The organism is Pseudoalteromonas sp. MM1, assembly GCF_030296835.1.
Lineage (GTDB): Bacteria > Pseudomonadota > Gammaproteobacteria > Enterobacterales > Alteromonadaceae > Pseudoalteromonas.
The window spans coordinates 170,934-187,002 of record NZ_AP027922.1; the positions used below are offsets into that span (position 1 = coordinate 170,934).

At 41.4% G+C, this 16,069-nt stretch carries 21 protein-coding genes; 16 read left to right on the plus strand and 5 right to left on the minus strand.

Translation table 11 applies throughout. From position 1 onward, the window contains the following. The first annotated feature begins 204 nt into the window (after positions 1–204). Both QUE46_RS00810 and QUE46_RS00815 read left to right on the plus strand, forming a co-directional pair. On the plus strand, positions 205–1,272 hold the full coding sequence (locus QUE46_RS00810) for a potassium channel family protein (RefSeq protein ID WP_286245812.1): 1,068 nt from the start codon (positions 205–207) through the stop codon (positions 1,270–1,272). Positions 1,273–1,291: 19 nt separating this feature from the next. Then, positions 1,292–1,489, plus strand: coding sequence for a PLDc N-terminal domain-containing protein (locus QUE46_RS00815; protein ID WP_286245813.1), 198 nt, complete (start codon positions 1,292–1,294; stop codon positions 1,487–1,489). Position 1,490: 1 nt separating this feature from the next. On the opposite strand, the gene QUE46_RS00820 is transcribed toward QUE46_RS00815, so the two are convergent. Both QUE46_RS00820 and QUE46_RS00825 read right to left on the minus strand, forming a co-directional pair. Continuing rightward, complete coding sequence (locus tag QUE46_RS00820) at positions 1,491–2,522, minus strand: cytosolic protein (protein ID WP_286245814.1); 1,032 nt, start codon at positions 2,520–2,522, stop codon at positions 1,491–1,493. Positions 2,523–2,644: 122 nt separating this feature from the next. Continuing rightward, positions 2,645–3,103, minus strand: coding sequence for an EVE domain-containing protein (locus tag QUE46_RS00825; RefSeq protein ID WP_286245815.1), 459 nt, complete (start codon positions 3,101–3,103; stop codon positions 2,645–2,647). Between the two features lie 79 nt (positions 3,104–3,182). On the opposite strand from QUE46_RS00825, the gene tesB reads away from it, so the two are divergent. Continuing rightward, a complete protein-coding gene (gene tesB / locus QUE46_RS00830; protein WP_286245816.1) occupies positions 3,183–4,040 on the plus strand; it encodes an acyl-CoA thioesterase II in 858 nt (285 codons plus the stop codon). 130 nt (positions 4,041–4,170) lie between these two features. Here the strand turns inward: tesB and plsB are convergent, their stop codons facing one another. Continuing rightward, entirely contained in the window at positions 4,171–6,609 is a 2,439-nt protein-coding gene (plsB, locus tag QUE46_RS00835; protein WP_286245817.1) for a glycerol-3-phosphate 1-O-acyltransferase PlsB, read from the minus strand. A 413-nt stretch (positions 6,610–7,022) separates the two neighbouring features. Here plsB and rpsJ point away from each other — a divergent pair, with 413 nt between their 5' ends. The 11 genes from rpsJ to rpsQ are packed head-to-tail and all read left to right on the plus strand — an operon-like array spanning position 7,023 to position 11,990. Further along, complete coding sequence (gene rpsJ / locus QUE46_RS00840; protein WP_002957900.1) at positions 7,023–7,334, plus strand: 30S ribosomal protein S10; 312 nt, start codon at positions 7,023–7,025, stop codon at positions 7,332–7,334. Positions 7,335–7,361: 27 nt separating this feature from the next. After that, a complete protein-coding gene (gene rplC / locus QUE46_RS00845; RefSeq protein WP_004588685.1) occupies positions 7,362–7,997 on the plus strand; it encodes a 50S ribosomal protein L3 in 636 nt (211 codons plus the stop codon). A 17-nt stretch (positions 7,998–8,014) separates the two neighbouring features. Further along, complete coding sequence (gene rplD, locus QUE46_RS00850) at positions 8,015–8,620, plus strand: 50S ribosomal protein L4 (protein ID WP_004588686.1); 606 nt, start codon at positions 8,015–8,017, stop codon at positions 8,618–8,620. Then, positions 8,617–8,919 carry a 50S ribosomal protein L23 gene (gene rplW, locus QUE46_RS00855; RefSeq protein WP_004588687.1) on the plus strand — a complete coding sequence of 101 codons (303 nt, stop codon included), beginning with the start codon at positions 8,617–8,619 and terminating at the stop codon, positions 8,917–8,919. The genes rplD and rplW overlap by 4 nt, the downstream gene beginning before the upstream one ends. A gap of 17 nt (positions 8,920–8,936) precedes the next feature. After that, complete coding sequence (rplB, locus tag QUE46_RS00860) at positions 8,937–9,761, plus strand: 50S ribosomal protein L2 (RefSeq protein WP_089346354.1); 825 nt, start codon at positions 8,937–8,939, stop codon at positions 9,759–9,761. Between the two features lie 16 nt (positions 9,762–9,777). Then, positions 9,778–10,056, plus strand: a complete 279-nt coding sequence (gene rpsS, locus QUE46_RS00865; RefSeq protein WP_010376377.1) for a 30S ribosomal protein S19 — start codon at positions 9,778–9,780, stop codon at positions 10,054–10,056. A 14-nt stretch (positions 10,057–10,070) separates the two neighbouring features. Further along, entirely contained in the window at positions 10,071–10,403 is a 333-nt protein-coding gene (gene rplV / locus QUE46_RS00870) for a 50S ribosomal protein L22 (protein ID WP_004588690.1), read from the plus strand. An 11-nt stretch (positions 10,404–10,414) separates the two neighbouring features. Then, a complete protein-coding gene (gene rpsC, locus QUE46_RS00875) occupies positions 10,415–11,116 on the plus strand; it encodes a 30S ribosomal protein S3 (protein ID WP_004588691.1) in 702 nt (233 codons plus the stop codon). 12 nt (positions 11,117–11,128) lie between these two features. Further along, positions 11,129–11,542, plus strand: coding sequence for a 50S ribosomal protein L16 (gene rplP / locus QUE46_RS00880; protein WP_002957890.1), 414 nt, complete (start codon positions 11,129–11,131; stop codon positions 11,540–11,542). Beyond that, complete coding sequence (rpmC, locus tag QUE46_RS00885) at positions 11,542–11,733, plus strand: 50S ribosomal protein L29 (RefSeq protein WP_004588692.1); 192 nt, start codon at positions 11,542–11,544, stop codon at positions 11,731–11,733. The genes rplP and rpmC overlap by 1 nt, the downstream gene beginning before the upstream one ends. After that, the gene (gene rpsQ, locus QUE46_RS00890; RefSeq protein ID WP_006791355.1) at positions 11,733–11,990 is read left to right on the plus strand and encodes a 30S ribosomal protein S17; all 258 of its coding nucleotides are present in this window, start codon (positions 11,733–11,735) and stop codon (positions 11,988–11,990) included. Before rpmC ends, rpsQ begins: the two co-directional genes overlap by 1 nt. A 262-nt stretch (positions 11,991–12,252) precedes the next feature. Here rpsQ and QUE46_RS00895 read toward each other — a convergent pair whose 3' ends face one another. Beyond that, entirely contained in the window at positions 12,253–12,798 is a 546-nt protein-coding gene (locus tag QUE46_RS00895) for a helix-turn-helix domain-containing protein (protein WP_286245820.1), read from the minus strand. A gap of 181 nt (positions 12,799–12,979) precedes the next feature. Here QUE46_RS00895 and QUE46_RS00900 point away from each other — a divergent pair, with 181 nt between their 5' ends. Further along, entirely contained in the window at positions 12,980–13,453 is a 474-nt protein-coding gene (locus QUE46_RS00900; protein ID WP_286245821.1) for a hypothetical protein, read from the plus strand. A 105-nt stretch (positions 13,454–13,558) separates the two neighbouring features. After that, complete coding sequence (locus QUE46_RS00905) at positions 13,559–14,161, plus strand: hypothetical protein (protein WP_286245822.1); 603 nt, start codon at positions 13,559–13,561, stop codon at positions 14,159–14,161. Positions 14,162–14,184: 23 nt separating this feature from the next. Here the strand turns inward: QUE46_RS00905 and QUE46_RS00910 are convergent, their stop codons facing one another. After that, the gene (locus tag QUE46_RS00910; protein WP_286245823.1) at positions 14,185–15,810 is read right to left on the minus strand and encodes an endonuclease; all 1,626 of its coding nucleotides are present in this window, start codon (positions 15,808–15,810) and stop codon (positions 14,185–14,187) included. Between the last annotated feature and the right edge of the window lie 259 nt (positions 15,811–16,069).

The following is a 16,069-nucleotide window of genomic DNA, read 5'->3' on the forward strand; positions in this document are numbered from 1 at the left end:
CTTAATATAATTAATCATGCTCTTAGCTGATTAGCAAACCCGCATTTAGTCTTATATTGGTTGGGGCGGTTTATCTATAAAAGTTGATCGAATTTAAATCCTAGTAGGCCAACAGGTTCTACTTAAAAGCTTAAACGTTGCTTAAAAGCATGGCTTACAGTAACGTACTGTTTATAGATAATTTACTAACAAAGATTTTGTATTATGCCGGTAATATTTAAGAGGCTAGCGCTACTTGTTCGTGCTCATATCGATCAGCTGAGCTGGCAAGCTGTGGTGCTTGCAATACTTGCGCACATGCTAGTAACTTGGGGGCTACTGTTTATTGCAAATGAGCAAGCGCTTACCTCGCTTACGACCTTTTTTTACTACTACACCGTAACTACCTCTACAGTGGGTTACGGCGATTTTAGCCCAACCAGTGAGCTTGGGCGTTGGGTAGTGGCTTTAATACAAATTCCGTTTGGTTTAGCTTTATTTGGCGTTCTGTTAGGAAAAACGGGGCAAACAGTAACTTACTTAATTAGGCGCGCTATGACTGGTGATAAAAATTTTGCTCACAGTAACAACCACATTATTATTTTTGGCTGGCACGATACCCGCACAAAAAAAATGATTGATTATATCCTTGCTGATACCAAACGTACCGACCGCCGTATTTTATTGGCGGTGACCGAGCAAATGGATCATCCGTTTTTAACTAACGAAAACGTCGATTTTGCTCGCCTAACCAGTTTTACTGATTTAGAAGAGCTTAAGCGTGTAGCTATAAGCCGTGCCGACAAAATTATTATTGATGGCCAAGATGACGACCAAACATTTACTACGGCGTTGCGTATTAGTCGTTTAGTTAAAGATGAGTGCCATATTAGTGCACACTTTTTAGATGAAACCAAGGTAGATATGCTGCTTGAGCATTGCCAAAATGTAGAGTGCAGTAGTGCTAAATCAGCAGAGATTTTAGTGCGTTCAATGCAAGACCCTGGCTCGAGCCGAGTACAAGAAGAGCTATTATCTACATTGCACGGCGACACGCAGTTTAGCCTAGCTATTCCAAGTGAATGCGAAGAAATGGAGTTTGGCACTTTGTTTCACCATTTTAAGCATGACTATAATGCTATTTTGTTAGGGGTGGCGCATAACTTAAGTGCACAAAATATGGATTTAAATCCGCCGCTTGATTACAAGGTAAATGCGGGCGATATACTGCACTACATTGCCCTTGAGCGTGTACTGACAAGTGAAGTAGATTGGCAAAGCTTGGCAAAATAACCAAAGCCTAGGTTAAATAATGAATGAAGTAGTATTTTTAATAATTATTTTAAGCGCTTATATATTACCCGTAGTGATAGTGGTTAACAGTAAGCGTACCCAAGGCCACGAAAAAAACGGCTGGTTATTAGGCGTTATTATTTTTTCGTGGCTGGGGCTCTTTATGTATTTTACGATTGTGCCCAAGCACGGCCACAAAAAGAAAAAACGTAAGTAGCTTACTCTAGCTGCTTAAGCTTATGCTCAACAAGTGGGTCGTCTGGCACGATTTGTTGGGCCACTTCTAATAATTGAATTGCATCATTAGGATGCTCATCTTGGTGTTTAAGAGCCACGTCAATCAGTGGCTGAATATCTATTTTTGCTTGATGTTCTTGCACATGCTCTTCTTTTTCATCCGCTAAAATTTGATGAGCCGTGCTTAGTAGCGCTAAACGGTGTGGCGATTTTGCATTGGCCTTACTTAGGCTTTGGTAATACTCTTCTTTTAAACGTAGGGTTTTAGTTTGCAAACGAAACTGCGCAATATCGATTTGCTGGTGGCGGATAAAATCAACGGCCACTTGTTTGTAAAACCCAAACTTAGTGAGGTAGCTGGCATGAGTGCCGTGACCCATACCAAATACGCGCAAATGGGTAAGCTGTGGGTAACGCTTAGCATGTAAGCGGTCTATTTTATTGGTGGGATCATAAATTATATACCCCTTAGCATGGCCTAAATCAACATCGTTATATTCACTTTGCCAATCAAACTGCTGCGCAAGCTCAGTGCTTGAGCGGTTATCCCACGGCACTATTTCGGTATTTTTGCTACTCACAGGATGAAAAAATAAAACCTGGTCAAGCTTTAATAATTTAGCAAATGCACCCACAGCAAAACCACCGCGACTTAAGCCATAGCCTAAGCGGCATTTAAAAGGTTCAAGTAACGTTGCGAGCTGTTCTAAAAAGAAAATTAAATTGCGGCTTCTAAACCAATTACTTTTTCCTAAATGCTGAAATGAAATTACATTAACGTTTTGCTTTTGCGCTAAGTGGTAGCCCCAGGGGGCAAAGTCATCGGTTAGGTCGTGTTCTTGGACGTTAGTGCCTGCGGGGGAAAAAGTAAAAAGCAGGGGTTTATTTAAATCAACAAATTCGTATTTTACATACACATCGCCGAGTAAGTCGCCACCACACATAGGCAGTTTAGTTTGTTGTTCATCACGACAAAGCGTTAACCATTCATCTAACCAATACAGTAATTTCATTAATCCCCCAATTATATCTCGGCGGGGATCGTATCAAACCCAGTTAAAAGAGGTCAAACAGAGCCAAGCTTTAGCCCGTTAATGATTAGCGACTATTACAGCTTGATATTTGCTTACTGAGCTTAATTGCCCATGACTATTATGTGCTCCCAGTCGCTTTGTGTGACTGGCATTACCGAGAGGCGGCCAGCTTTTTTAAGGGCTAATTCGGTAATTGCCTCGTTAGCTTTAATGTCCTTTAAGCTCACGCGTTTGTTTAAATGGCTTTTATAGGTTACTTCAACTACAAACCAGCGTGGCTTGTCGGGCGTGGCTTTCGCATCGTAATAGTCACTATTTAAATCAAACTGAGTTGGGTCGGGGTAGGCTTCTTTAGTAACGGTTGCTATGCCCACAACGCCTACGTGTTTGCAGCTAGAGTGGTAAATAAATACTAAGTCACCTAATTTTATATCGTCGCGCATAAAGTTACGTGCCTGATAATTACGCACGCCTTCCCACAGGGTGGTTTGTTGCGGCGCTGTTTTTAAATCATCAATCGAAAAAGCATCAGGCTCAGTTTTAAATAGCCAATAATTCATGGTGTTACTCATTTAGTTAGATTTACATAGCTGCATTGTATAGTATCATTAGCTTATCTGGGGATTGAGAGAACAGCAAATGAGCCAAGTATTAGATGATTTATTATCGTTATTGTCACTTGAAGAAATTGAACAAGGTTTATATCGTGGGCAAAGCCAAGATTTAGGGTTTAGAGCGGTATTTGGTGGTCAAGTAATGGGGCAGGCGTTGTCTGCTGCAAAAGAAACGCTACCAAAAGGACGTGTTGTTCATTCATTACACTCTTACTTTTTACGCCCCGGCGACGCCGCAAAACCGATAGTTTACGATGTGGAAACCATCCGCGATGGTAAAAGCTTTAGCACACGCCGAGTAAGCGCTATTCAATACGGTAAACCTATTTTTTATATGACTGCGTCGTTTCAGGGTGAAGAAGAGGGCTTATCGCATCAGGCAACTATGCCAAATGTGCCGCCACCTGAGGAGCTTCGCTCGTCGCTTGAGTTTTATCAAGAAAATGCCCACCACATACCCGAGGCAATTCGTAATAAATTTATTCGCGAAATGCCCATTGAAATGCGTCCGGTTACGTTTCATAACCCGTTTAAACCAGAGGTTATAGAACCAGTAAAGCATATTTGGATTAAAGCTAACGGTGAAATGCCTGACGATCAACGCATTCATAACTACTTATTAGCATATGCCTCTGACTTTGAGTTTTTACCTACGGCATTACAGCCGCATGGTGTATCGTTTATGCAGCCAAATATGCAAGTGGCAACGATTGATCATGCTATGTGGTTTCATCGCCCATTTAGAATGGACGATTGGATTTTATATACCATAGATAGCCCAAGCGCTAGCTCTGGTCGAGGTTTAGTGAGAGGCCAGTTTTTTGACCGAGAAGGCAATTTAGTCGCATCAACTATACAAGAAGGGGTTATGCGCCAGCGCTAAGTAAATAACTCTATTTACTATTATTTAAAGTGTTTTGTGAGCATTTAAGTTTAATAGCTAAGCTCATAAAAAAGCCTCAATATTTTGAATGTTGAGGCTTTTTAATGGTATTTAATTAATATGTTTAGCGTTAGTTACATTGATCTTGCACTATATCGCTAACCGATTGCCAAATACGAGCCGGTAGCAAGGTTTTTAAATACATGTATATTTCGCATAGTTGCGCGCTACCGTGAATACCATTTTCACCTTCAGTAATTAGTAGCTCACCGCGTAAATTATCAATAAAGCTTACCAGCACTTTTTTATCAAAAAACTCCGGAGTTTTAATGCCGTGTAAGGTGCCTAAACGGTTTGCTAGTACTTGGCTTTCACGCTCCAGTTCAGCTTTTTCAATTCCGTTACTGGTTTGGATAAAGCCCACTACAATGGCATAACGTTGCAACGTAAAGCTAAGCGACCTACCTAGCATTTCAAGTTTAGCTAAAGAGTCGTTAGTGTTAGTTACATGAATAGTATCGCCATCAAGCTCAATTAAGTTTTGATCGCTAAAGTTGGCCAAAATACGCGTAATATAGTTTTCATCAAGTGGCTGTAAATACCACTCTTTGGCAAATAAAGGGTAAAAAGCAGAAACAAGCTTTTGGCATTGCTCAACGGTACTACTGTGTTGCTTAAATAAGTGCAAAGCAATCAGGCTTGGCACCGCAAATAAGTGCAAAATATTATTACGATAATAGTTAAACAAAGTTTTTTCTTTATCGTTTATGGCAATAATTTCACCAAACTCATCGCTAATCACATCAAACTTATTAAGCTTAATGGCGTGCGTTAATAGTTGCTCTGGTGTTTCATCGGGCGCAGTAACTTTGTCGCTGTAGCTAGCATCACGCTGTAAGCGTAAGTAAAAATCAAGTTGTGCTAATAGCTTAGGTTTACTTAACGCGTGCTTATCGTTAACTAGCAAAATCATAGCCAGTAAATTCACAGCGTTAAGTGCTGCGGCATTATTAATTTTTACCATTACTTGGTCGGCAAGCGCCGCTACTTGCGGCCCTAACCATTGTGGCTTTTGTACATCAGTTGGATGCACAGCATCGCGCCAATCAGGTTGGTTATCGTTTAAGTATTGGTTAATCGAAATAGGATCGCCAAAGTTTAAGTAACCACGGCCATAGTTTTTAAGGTTTTTAATGGCTTTAAAAATACCAAAAATAGACTCACCTTTTTTATCTTTACCGGCAAGCTCTTTTAAGTAGGTATTAATTTCCATCACATGCTCGTAACCAATATATACCGGCACTATAGATACAGGGCGGTCTATACCTCGCAGCATGGCTTGCAACGTCATGGCGAGCATACCGGTTTTTGGCGGTAGTAATCGGCCTGTGCGGCTGCGGCCACCTTCAGTGTAAAACTTAACTGAGTAGCCTTTAATAAATAGCTGGCTTAAATATTCTTTAAATACCGCTGAATATAGCTTATTACCGGCAAACGAGCGGCGGATAAAAAATGCGCCTGAGCGGCGAAAAATACCGCCGGCAGGGAAAAAGTTAAGATTAATACCTGCAGCAATATGGGGCGGCACTAAGCCCTGGTGGTATATAGCATAGGTAAGTAACAAGTAATCCATGTGGCTACGATGACACGGCATATAGATTATCTCGTGGCCTTTATTGGTTAGCTCATGAATTTGTTCGGTGTATTTTATATCTATACCGTTGTAGAGCTTAGTCCAAAGCCACGTTAAGATTCTATCGCCTACGCGTATCATTGCCTCAGAGTAATTAGCCGCAATCTCATCGAGTAGCTTTAATGCATTTTGACGGGCTTCGGTTTGGCTTATCCCTTTTGATTTAGTTTCATCTTGAATCGCTTTTTTTATTGTGGGCGAAGCTAAAAGTGAGTTAAATAATTGCTCGCGTGAAGGCATTTTAGGGCCAGTAGCCGCAAGCTTTTGGCGCTTAAAGTGTACACGAGCAACGCGCAATAGTTTTTGTGGTAACTCGTTTACGTCGGCTTTCTCGTTCACAATAAGTGATAAATCGAGCGGCTGGCTAAAGCGAATAAAGTTATCGCGTCCAGAGAACAACACAACAAAAAACTTTCTAAACCAGCTCGGGGTAAGAGAGTGGGTAATTAAAGTACGAATTCCCGGCTTTTCTTTACCTGGGTCGCGCCCCCATAAAATAGTAACTGGCACAACCTGTACATTTTTTTGGCCGCTATTTAATAGGTGCTCTACTATTTGCTTACCTTGCGATAATGCTGCAGTTGGTTTTGCAGTGTCACCAAATAACGGTGGTGGGTTTTTTATACCTATAAAACGTTCAAGCTCTTGGTTTCCTAGTGTTTGATAGTCGCTTGGATCAGGTAAACCATGCTTTTTACACACATTAGTGAGCGCCGCCAAATCGAAACGCGAATTTAAACGTACTATATAAAAAGTAGGGTGTTCAGGGTTAAGGTCATATTGTTCTATTGGGCTTTGCGGTAGGACCTTACTTTTTACCAAAATACGGCTTACGCAGCTAGTAAGAAAATTCAAACAATAATTTAATAAACGCATCGACTCACCATATTGAGAGTGTTAAAAGCAAAATTAGCGCATAGGATATCATAATATCTATAAAATCCTGTAATTTACGCAATTGATTAAATTGTAAACATAAGACTGTTGCGACGCTTAGCAGTTCAATTATAGCTATTAATAGCTAATGGAGGTTATTTATACAGCACAAGTCCCGTAATTAATTTGCAATTAGTTGTTGCATTTATCACCAATATCACTATAATACGCAGGCTTTCAAGATTCCTCTGGAACTTGAAGGGATAAATTAAGCTTGGATTTCAAGCTAATAAACAGGAGTTCCGATTTGGAACTCATCGTAGATATAAATCAACAACCGGCATCTTAATTATTGAGATTGTTTCGGTCGTTTTTTTATGCTCTTTAAATGCTCTTTATATTGAGGTTTAAGAATGTCAAATCAACGCATTCGTATTCGCCTAAAAGCTTTTGACCACCGTTTGATTGACCAATCAACGGCGGAAATCGTGGAAACTGCGAAACGCACAGGCGCACAAGTACGTGGTCCAATTCCACTACCTACACGCTTTGAACGTTTTACTGTACTAACTTCACCGCACGTAAACAAAGATGCGCGTGATCAGTACGAGATCCGCACCCATAAACGTCTGATCGACATCGTAGAACCAACTGACAAGACTGTTGACGCATTAATGCGTTTAGATCTTGCTGCTGGTGTTGATGTTCAAATCAGCCTGGGTTAATCGAAAGATTAGAGAGGTTATAGGAAAATGGCATTAGGTCTAGTCGGTCGTAAAGTGGGTATGACACGTATCTTCACTGAAGATGGTGTATCTATCCCTGTGACAGTTATCGAAGCGACTCCTAACCGCATTGCTCAGATCAAATCTGACGCAACTGACGGTTATAACGCGCTTCAAGTAACCGCAGGCACTAAAAAAGCAAGCCGTGTAAACAAAGCCGCAGCGGGTCACTTCGCTAAAGCTGGTGTTGAAGCGGGTCGCGGTCTGTGGGAATTCCGCCTAAATGGTGGTGAAGGCGATTTTGAAGTAGGCGCTGAGCTTACTGTTGAATTATTCAACGAAATCAACAAAGTTGACGTAACCGGTACTTCTAAAGGTAAAGGTTTCCAAGGTGGTGTTAAGCGCTGGAATTTCAGCATGCAAGACGCTACTCACGGTAACTCTCTATCTCACCGTGCTCCTGGTTCAATCGGTCAAAACCAATCACCTGGTAAGGTGTTTAAAGGTAAGAAAATGGCCGGTCATATGGGTGCTGAGCGTGTAACGACTCAAAACTTAGAACTAGTTCGCGTTGACGCTGAGCGTAACTTGCTTTTAGTTAAAGGTGCAGTACCTGGCGCTATCGGCGGTGACGTTATCGTTAAACCAGCTGTTAAAGCATAAGTCCTGGAGATTTAGTGATGGAATTAGCAATTAAAGACGCTTCTGGCGCTCTTGAAGTTTCTGAAGCTACTTTTGGACGTGAGTTTAACGAAGCATTAGTACACCAAGTAGTTGTTGCATACGCAGCAGGTGCTCGTCAAGGTACTCGTGCTCAGAAGACACGTTCTGAAGTAAGCGGTGGTGGTAAAAAACCATGGGCTCAAAAAGGTACTGGCCGTGCACGTGCTGGTACAATCCGTAGCCCAATTTGGCGTTCAGGTGGCGTTAGCTTCGCAGCTAAACCACAAGACCACAGCCAAAAAGTAAACCGTAAAATGTACCGCGGTGCGATCAAAAGCATCTTATCTGAATTAGTTCGTCAAGAGCGTTTAATCGTTGTTGAAAGCTTTGGTTTAGAAGCACCAAAAACTAAAGAACTAGTTTCTAAGCTTAAAGAACTTGAGCTTAAAGATGTTCTTATCGTGACTGAAGAAGTAGATGAAAATCTTTTCTTATCGGCACGTAACCTGTACAAGGTTGACACGCGTGATGTAGCTGGTATCGATCCTGTAAGCTTAATTGCTTTCGACAAGGTACTTATTACAGCTGCTGCTGTTAAGCAACTTGAGGAGGCGCTAGCATGATCCGTGAAGAACGTCTTTTAAAAGTGATCCTTGCTCCACATATCTCTGAAAAAAGCACAATTGCTGCTGAAGAAAACAATACTATTGTTTTTAAAGTAACAAATGACGCAACTAAAGCTGAAATTAAAGCAGCAGTTGAGAAGCTTTTTGAAGTAGAAGTAACTGGTGTTCGCACACTTAACGTTAAGGGTAAAACAAAACGTACAGGCATGCGTTTCGGTCGTCGTAGCGACTGGAAGAAAGCTTACGTTACTCTTAAAGAAGGTAGCGAGCTAGACTTTGTCGGCGGCGCCGAGTAATAAGGGGAGTTAGAATTATGGCACTTCAAAAGTGTAAACCAACTTCTGCGGGTCGTCGTCACCTAGTTAAAGTGGTTAACCCAGATTTACATAAGGGTAAACCTTACGCTCCACTTTTAGAGAAAAACTCTAAATCAGGTGGTCGTAATAACAACGGTCGTATTACGGTTCGTCACATTGGTGGTGGTCATAAGCATCATTACCGTGTAATCGATTTTAAACGTACTAAAGATGGCATTCCTGCTACTGTTGAGCGTTTAGAATATGATCCAAATCGTAGCGCAAACATCGCTCTTGTATTATATGCAGACGGTGAGCGTCGTTACATTATCGCACCAAAAGGCTTAAAAGCTGGCGATGCAATCCAGTCTGGTGTTGATGCACCAATTAAACCTGGTAATGCATTACCAATGCGTAATATGCCTGTAGGTTCGACTGTTCACAACGTAGAATTAAAACCAGGTAAAGGTGCTCAAATCGCACGTTCTGCTGGTGCATACGTTCAAATCCTTGCGCGTGATGGTCAATACGTAACATTACGTCTTCGTTCTGGCGAAGTTCGTAAAGTACAATCTGATTGTCGTGCAACACTAGGTGAAGTAGGCAATGCTGAGCATATGCTTCGTTCACTTGGTAAAGCAGGTGCAAATCGCTGGCGTGGTATCCGTCCGACAGTTCGTGGTGTTGCCATGAACCCGGTAGATCACCCACACGGTGGTGGTGAAGGTCGTACATCTGGTGGTCGTCATCCTGTGTCTCCATGGGGTAAGCCGACTAAAGGTGCTAAGACACGTAAGAACAAGCGTACTGATAAATTCATCGTACGTCGTCGTACTAAATAATAGTTGAGGAATAGCCATGCCACGTTCTCTCAAGAAGGGTCCATTTATAGACCTACACTTGCTGAAGAAGGTAGAGAAAGCGTTGGAAAGCGGTGACAAGAAGCCAATTAAAACTTGGAGCCGTCGTTCAATGATCATACCTAACATGATCGGATTGACCATCGCTGTCCATAATGGTCGTCAGCACGTTCCTGTGTTTATCACAGACGAAATGATCGGTCACAAACTGGGTGAATTTGCACCAACTCGCACTTACCGCGGCCATGCTGCGGATAAGAAAGCGAAGAAACGTTAAGAGGGGAATGATAAATGCAAGCATTAGCTAAACATAAATTCGCCTCTGGTTCGGCGCAAAAAGCACGTCTAGTTGCAGATCAGATCCGCGGATTACCTGTCGATCGCGCTCTAGAAATCCTGGCGTACAGCCCTAAGAAAGCGGCTGTATTAGTAAAAAAAGTACTTGAGTCTGCTATTGCTAACGCAGAGCATAACGAAGGTGCTGACATTGATGAGCTTCGTGTAACTACGATTTTTGTGGACGATGGTCCTACAATGAAACGTATTATGCCACGTGCTAAAGGACGCGCAGACCGCATCCTTAAGCGTACAAGCCACATCACTGTTGTGGTTTCAGATAGCTAGGAGTATAAGTAATGGGACAAAAAGTTCATCCTACTGGTATTCGCCTAGGTATATCTAAACCTTGGGTTTCTACCTGGTACGCGAGTTCTAAAGATTTCTCTGATCAGCTTTTTGGCGATCACAAAGTACGTACTTTCCTTACTAAGGAATTAAAAGCGGCTTCTGTGTCTAAAATCGTTATTGAGCGTCCAGCTAAATCTATCCGTGTAACAATTCATACGGCTCGTCCGGGTGTTGTTATCGGTAAAAAAGGCGAAGACGTAGAAAAATTACGTCAAGCGGTAACTAAGATTGCTGGTGTACCTGCTCAGATTAATATTTCTGAAGTACGTAAACCAGAATTAGATGCACAACTAGTAGCAGACGGCATTGCCTCTCAGCTAGAGCGTCGTGTTATGTTCCGTCGCGCTATGAAGCGTTCGGTACAAAATGCAATGCGCATCGGTTCTAAAGGGATCAAAGTTGAAGTTAGCGGTCGTCTTGGCGGCGCAGAAATCGCACGTTCAGAATGGTATCGTGAAGGTCGTGTACCTCTACATACTCTTCGTGCTGATATCGACTACGCAACTTCTGAAGCCTTAACCACTTATGGTATCATTGGTGTTAAAGTTTGGATCTTCAAAGGCGAAGTTATTGGTGGTTTACCACTAGTACAAGAGCAAGAGAAGCCAGCTAAACGCGCACCAAAGAAAGCCAAAAAAAGTGCTAAGTAGAGGTAGCGAGTAATGTTACAGCCAAAACGTACAAAATTCCGTAAAATGCACAAAGGCCGCAACCGCGGTTTAGCGCAAAACGGTAACAAAGTAAGCTTCGGTACTTTCGGTTTGAAAGCTACTGGTCGTGGCCGCATGACTGCTCGTCAAATCGAAGCAGCTCGTCGTGCTATGACGCGTCACGTGAAACGTCAAGGTAAAATCTGGATCCGTGTCTTCCCTGACAAGCCGATCACAGAAAAGCCTCTTGAAGTTCGTATGGGTAAAGGTAAAGGTTCTGTTGAATATTGGGTTGCTGAAATTCAGCCTGGTAAAGTACTTTACGAAATGGAAGGTGTTTCTGAAGAGCTTGCTCGTGAAGCATTTGACCTTGCAGCTCGTAAACTGCCATTCAAAACAACTTTCGTAACTCGGACGGTAATGTGATGAAAGCAAGCGAACTAAAAGACAAAAGCGTAGAAGAGCTTAATGCTGAACTTCTAGGACTTCTTCGTGAGCAGTTTAACCTGCGCATGCAAGCAAGCACTGGTCAGTTAGCTCAGACACACACGCTAAGAACAGTACGTCGCGATATCGCGCGTGTAAAAACAATTATTAACCAGAAGGCAGGTCAATAATGAGCGATAAAATTCGTACTCTTCAAGGCCGTGTAGTAAGCGACAAGATGGAAAAATCTTTCACTATCGCTATCGCACGTTACGTGAAGCACCCAATCTATGGGAAATTCATCAAACGTACTACTAAGCTACACGTACATGACGAAAACAACACAGCAAAAGCGGGTGACGTAGTTACTATCCGTGAATGCGCGCCAATTTCTAAGAATAAATCTTGGACTTTAGTAGACGTTGTTTCTAGTCCAAAGCAAGCTTAATTTTTAAATTAAGTTAGTTTTGTAAAAAGCCCTGGCATTAGCCGGGGCTTTTTGTTTGTATAGAAAGAAGCTATAAGCGGTAAGCTTTTGGCTGTAAGCTGCCCAAAGTGAATATGAGCATCGCAGAGTGGCTTGAGTTTAGGGCATTGCTTGGCATAAGAGAGCCTATAATACGCAATAATCAAATTGCCAACCTGCAATAATACTTAATTTATTTGAGGGGGGATCTAACACTGCGGGCGTTAAGATTTCTTACAACGCATTATCGGGATTCTACATTAATAAACCTATGTCTTTGTGAAAGCAAAGCTGTAACAATAGATATGAATATGCATATGGCAGAGCCTACTACTAAGAAGCGGTTCTCGATTCGACTTACTTGCCTTTCGCCTACAATTTGGTAGGTTACATCCCCTTCAATAAAGCGTTCCCCTTGATATTGTTGAGTAACATTAAATGCTAAAAAATCACCTAACTTTGCTTGATAGGTAAAGTAAGTTTGTGGATAAAAAATTTCATATGTTGCACATAACCACGCTATCAGCCCACACATAAATAAAGTCAGGCTCATAATTAAAATGATGTGTGAGGGCTTATGTATAGCCGAATTTATAGGTAGGCATTTATCAATACAGGCTTCGCCATAGCAAAGTTTGAGCTTTTCAATTACCTCAGTTGAGGGGATAAACTGTCCATTTTCAAGCTTTGAAAGGTACGACTGTTGAATTCCAATTTCACGGGCTGCAAAAGCTTGAGTCCACTTTTTATTTGCTCTAAGGCGCTTTAACTCCATTCCTAACGCTTGCATACCCTTTGCTCTTATTTGATTAATTAAGCGTTTTATTATCGCTAAAATTTGTATTTATAAACAGCCTAAAAGCGCATATTCATGCTTATTAATATAAAGAATATTATGAATATTAATAGCTTATATTTAATTTAACAAAATATAAGGTATGCTCAATTCGATTTTAATAAGGAGATATAATATGTCGAATAATTTTACTAGCGCTATTTTAGTGCTTATCAGTTCACTGTTGTTTGTTAAGCCCAGTTACGCAGAGCCTGTTTTTGCAATTAAAGCCAGTATTTATAAATTACAGAATGAGATTACCGTAGATAGTAAAATAGAGCAGGCTTTAAAAAACTTAAGCCCTACCCATCAACCTCAGCTACTCACACTATTAAATAAAAGTGCAATGATAGAAATTGGTGATGATCGCCAAATGACGGCGCTTGAAGTAAAGCCAAACGCAGAGGGGTCGCACTTTAACGCTAGCTTGAAGTTAAAAGAGCAGGTTGATGGCAAGTGGGAATCTATTTCTTCTTTTATGCCGCAAATCCCAAATGGGCAAACTGTGTATTTAAGCCGTACTTTTACAGATAAAGTATGGCTGATAAAAATTACAGGCAAACGCTACGAATCAATAGAGCGTGCGGAGCAGGGCTTAAATCAAAAGTAATGTTTGCTATACAGTGAGTGGTTGAAAAAAAAGTTTAATATAAGTTTGCTGGTAGAGAGCGGCGGGCACGTTAGTATGCGTTAATAAAGGTACAAGGATCGTAATATGGTTAAGCAATCAGTGTTAATTATAGGTAATGGCCCCGTTGAAAAGGATGTAAGTAAAGCCCTTAACGGCTTTGATAGAGTGGTGCGCTTTAATATGTGTGCAAACATGCCCGCATACTTAGGCAGAAAATGTACTGATTTATGGCTAGTAGGAAAAGGGAAGCAAGGCGCAATACTGTGCGCAGCGTTTCCAGATATAGACATAACACAGCTGAAAAATGTCATGATCACTGACCCAAAACCTAACTTATTTACTCAACCTTTTTATAAGCTAATCAATCGCAGGGGCTGTATTGACCATGGTGATGAAATAATACGTAAATATAGCCCGCATGCAAACGTGAGTCGAATCGCCCAGCACGATAAAACAGCATTATTAAAACATTTATGTACGTTTGGCAAACCTGCTTTTAAAGCTAAAACACCCAGTTCAGGAATGTTAGCCATAGAGTACTTTTTAAAGCAGCAAACACAGGTGTATATTATCGGCTTTGGTTTTAAGGGCTGGAAACGCCACCCCTGGAATTTAGAAAAGCGGTATGTGGAGTCACTTATTGCTGAGCAAAAAGTACAGGTATTAAAAAGCCCCAGTCAGTGCTGAGGCTAAACCTTATAAACTATTTGCTACCAAATCATCTCTACAAATTCCGGGTGATCGATATACGGGTTGCGATTACCTTGAAATTCATAAGCAGCTTGGTTGCGGTCAAGCTCCATTTGGCTAACAGGGTCAGCGTTATGCCAATTAAGTAACATAGTAACCACCCAGCTTTCGAATACTTGATTGCTAGTACCGTTAAGTACCGCGTTACTGGCAGTTGTATTATTTTGCCAAGCGCCAATCACATTTTCGTAGCGGGTCGCCATGTAAAAGTAAGCGCGGGCAAAGTCACCTTTAAATTCATCAATGGGTTCAAAAACCGTTCCTGAGTAATTTAATGAACTAGCGGCACTGCCTAACTTACTACCGTTTGTTGATGTGAAGGTTGCGCTTGCTACTTCGCCAAATGGGAAGTTACTGCGTTTTGAATTTACATAACCGTCAGTAGCATAGATGTGATGTACATCAGAGTTCATCGGTTCAACAGTGCCACCAAACCAGCTTTTAGGGAATGAATGCTCACGGTTGTAGCAATCGGCTTCACTGTTATACGTACCACACTGATCGCTCACCGGGGTGTAAGTGTAACTGTCGTTACCATTTGGTTTTTCACTATACATATCTAAAATACTATTATCGTTTTCAAAGTATTTATCACGGGCTGAGGTATCATAAAAGTTCCAAATAGCCGAATATCCTTGCGAGCTGTGATTTTTAATAATGTTATAAAGCTCAGTTTTTAGCGCATAACCAGATAAACCTTGCGTTGTTACGTAGTAACCTGTTGGAGTAGGGTTAGAGCCGCCGCCCGTATCACCGCTATCGCCCAATTCGAAGGTTGTACTTTCTGTGTTATTAAAACTTGCGCCACTGGCAAGTGTGGTGCTGCCTTGGGTGAGGGCATAATTTCCATTACCTACATTACAGCACATACCGTCGCCGTAGCTGTCACTTATAACTAGGGTATATGCGCCATCAGTTAAACATAACTGCTCATTGTATTGTGTATTAGAGGCATATCCACTGCCACTAGCTACGCTGCTACCTTGGCTGTTGTTAACTACCCAGCTGGTTTCGCTCCCGTAGTTATCGGTATTGAGTGTTAAAGTAAGGCTGTAGTCGTTACAGCTGCCTGAAGCGCCGCCATCGGTATTGGGTAAAAAGTTATCCACGTAAACGGTTTCATTGCCATCAAAGCCGCTTATATCGTAAAAACGTAAACCCACATTAATTGTTTTGTTACTGCTTGGCGTATAGCTGTGGCTAATAGTTTGCCATTGATTTGTTTGCGCTTGGTTTGAGTAGCCTTGATAGCCATCTACATACAGGCGGGCTCTTATATTCCCTTCAGTGTGATATACATCCACTGAAAAATCATATGTTTTACCAGCCTCCACACTCACTTGCTGTAGTAAATCAGTGTTGCTTTGCGAGCCTGTTGTTACATTAACAGCTGCTGCGCTACTTCCGACTTTAACAGTGCTGGTTGAGCGCGCTAAGCTAATACCGCTGTCAATTGTTGTCCACGCGTCAGGGGTATTCCCTGTCCACTGTTCAAAGCCACCATTAGTAACATTGGCCATTGCAGGAGCAGCGGCAATCAGTAATGCTGTGCTAAGTAACTTATTTTTGTATGTCCCGTGTGACATGATTGTTCCTATTTTTATAGTTGAGTAAATAACATACACTATCTGTATAAAGTTACAAATTTGTTAAATACAAAATTAATAAAATAGCAATAATAAGCCTTTAAGCTGTTTTTGAAGGTCTTAATATAAATTAATAACTAAATGGAATAACAAAGCAGATTCTATTCTTTTTTTATCACCGCATAGCCCGCTATCCTGCACACTAATAAAACCTCAAGCAGAGCTACTCTGGGTGAGGTAAAACTCATTTTGAACAGCA

Excerpts from the sequence above, each read along its gene's own strand:
- rpsQ (WP_006791355.1), top strand. The coding sequence starts at position 11,733 with ATGAGCGATAAAATTCGTACTCTTCAAGGCCGTGTAGTAAGCGACAAG.
- rplW (WP_004588687.1), top strand. The coding sequence starts at position 8,617 with ATGATCCGTGAAGAACGTCTTTTAAAAGTGATCCTTGCTCCACATATC.
- QUE46_RS00910 (WP_286245823.1), bottom strand. The coding sequence starts at position 15,810 with ATGTCACACGGGACATACAAAAATAAGTTACTTAGCACAGCATTACTG.
- QUE46_RS00815 (WP_286245813.1), top strand. The coding sequence starts at position 1,292 with ATGAATGAAGTAGTATTTTTAATAATTATTTTAAGCGCTTATATATTA.
- rpsS (WP_010376377.1), top strand. The coding sequence starts at position 9,778 with ATGCCACGTTCTCTCAAGAAGGGTCCATTTATAGACCTACACTTGCTG.
- QUE46_RS00895 (WP_286245820.1), bottom strand. The coding sequence starts at position 12,798 with ATGCAAGCGTTAGGAATGGAGTTAAAGCGCCTTAGAGCAAATAAAAAG.
- tesB (WP_286245816.1), top strand. The coding sequence starts at position 3,183 with ATGAGCCAAGTATTAGATGATTTATTATCGTTATTGTCACTTGAAGAA.
- rplB (WP_089346354.1), top strand. The coding sequence starts at position 8,937 with ATGGCACTTCAAAAGTGTAAACCAACTTCTGCGGGTCGTCGTCACCTA.
- rplV (WP_004588690.1), top strand. The coding sequence starts at position 10,071 with ATGCAAGCATTAGCTAAACATAAATTCGCCTCTGGTTCGGCGCAAAAA.
- QUE46_RS00820 (WP_286245814.1), bottom strand. The coding sequence starts at position 2,522 with ATGAAATTACTGTATTGGTTAGATGAATGGTTAACGCTTTGTCGTGAT.
- QUE46_RS00825 (WP_286245815.1), bottom strand. The coding sequence starts at position 3,103 with ATGAATTATTGGCTATTTAAAACTGAGCCTGATGCTTTTTCGATTGAT.
- QUE46_RS00810 (WP_286245812.1), top strand. The coding sequence starts at position 205 with ATGCCGGTAATATTTAAGAGGCTAGCGCTACTTGTTCGTGCTCATATC.
- rplC (WP_004588685.1), top strand. The coding sequence starts at position 7,362 with ATGGCATTAGGTCTAGTCGGTCGTAAAGTGGGTATGACACGTATCTTC.
- rpsJ (WP_002957900.1), top strand. The coding sequence starts at position 7,023 with ATGTCAAATCAACGCATTCGTATTCGCCTAAAAGCTTTTGACCACCGT.
- rpmC (WP_004588692.1), top strand. The coding sequence starts at position 11,542 with ATGAAAGCAAGCGAACTAAAAGACAAAAGCGTAGAAGAGCTTAATGCT.
- QUE46_RS00905 (WP_286245822.1), top strand. The coding sequence starts at position 13,559 with ATGGTTAAGCAATCAGTGTTAATTATAGGTAATGGCCCCGTTGAAAAG.
- rplD (WP_004588686.1), top strand. The coding sequence starts at position 8,015 with ATGGAATTAGCAATTAAAGACGCTTCTGGCGCTCTTGAAGTTTCTGAA.
- plsB (WP_286245817.1), bottom strand. The coding sequence starts at position 6,609 with ATGCGTTTATTAAATTATTGTTTGAATTTTCTTACTAGCTGCGTAAGC.
- QUE46_RS00900 (WP_286245821.1), top strand. The coding sequence starts at position 12,980 with ATGTCGAATAATTTTACTAGCGCTATTTTAGTGCTTATCAGTTCACTG.
- rplP (WP_002957890.1), top strand. The coding sequence starts at position 11,129 with ATGTTACAGCCAAAACGTACAAAATTCCGTAAAATGCACAAAGGCCGC.
- rpsC (WP_004588691.1), top strand. The coding sequence starts at position 10,415 with ATGGGACAAAAAGTTCATCCTACTGGTATTCGCCTAGGTATATCTAAA.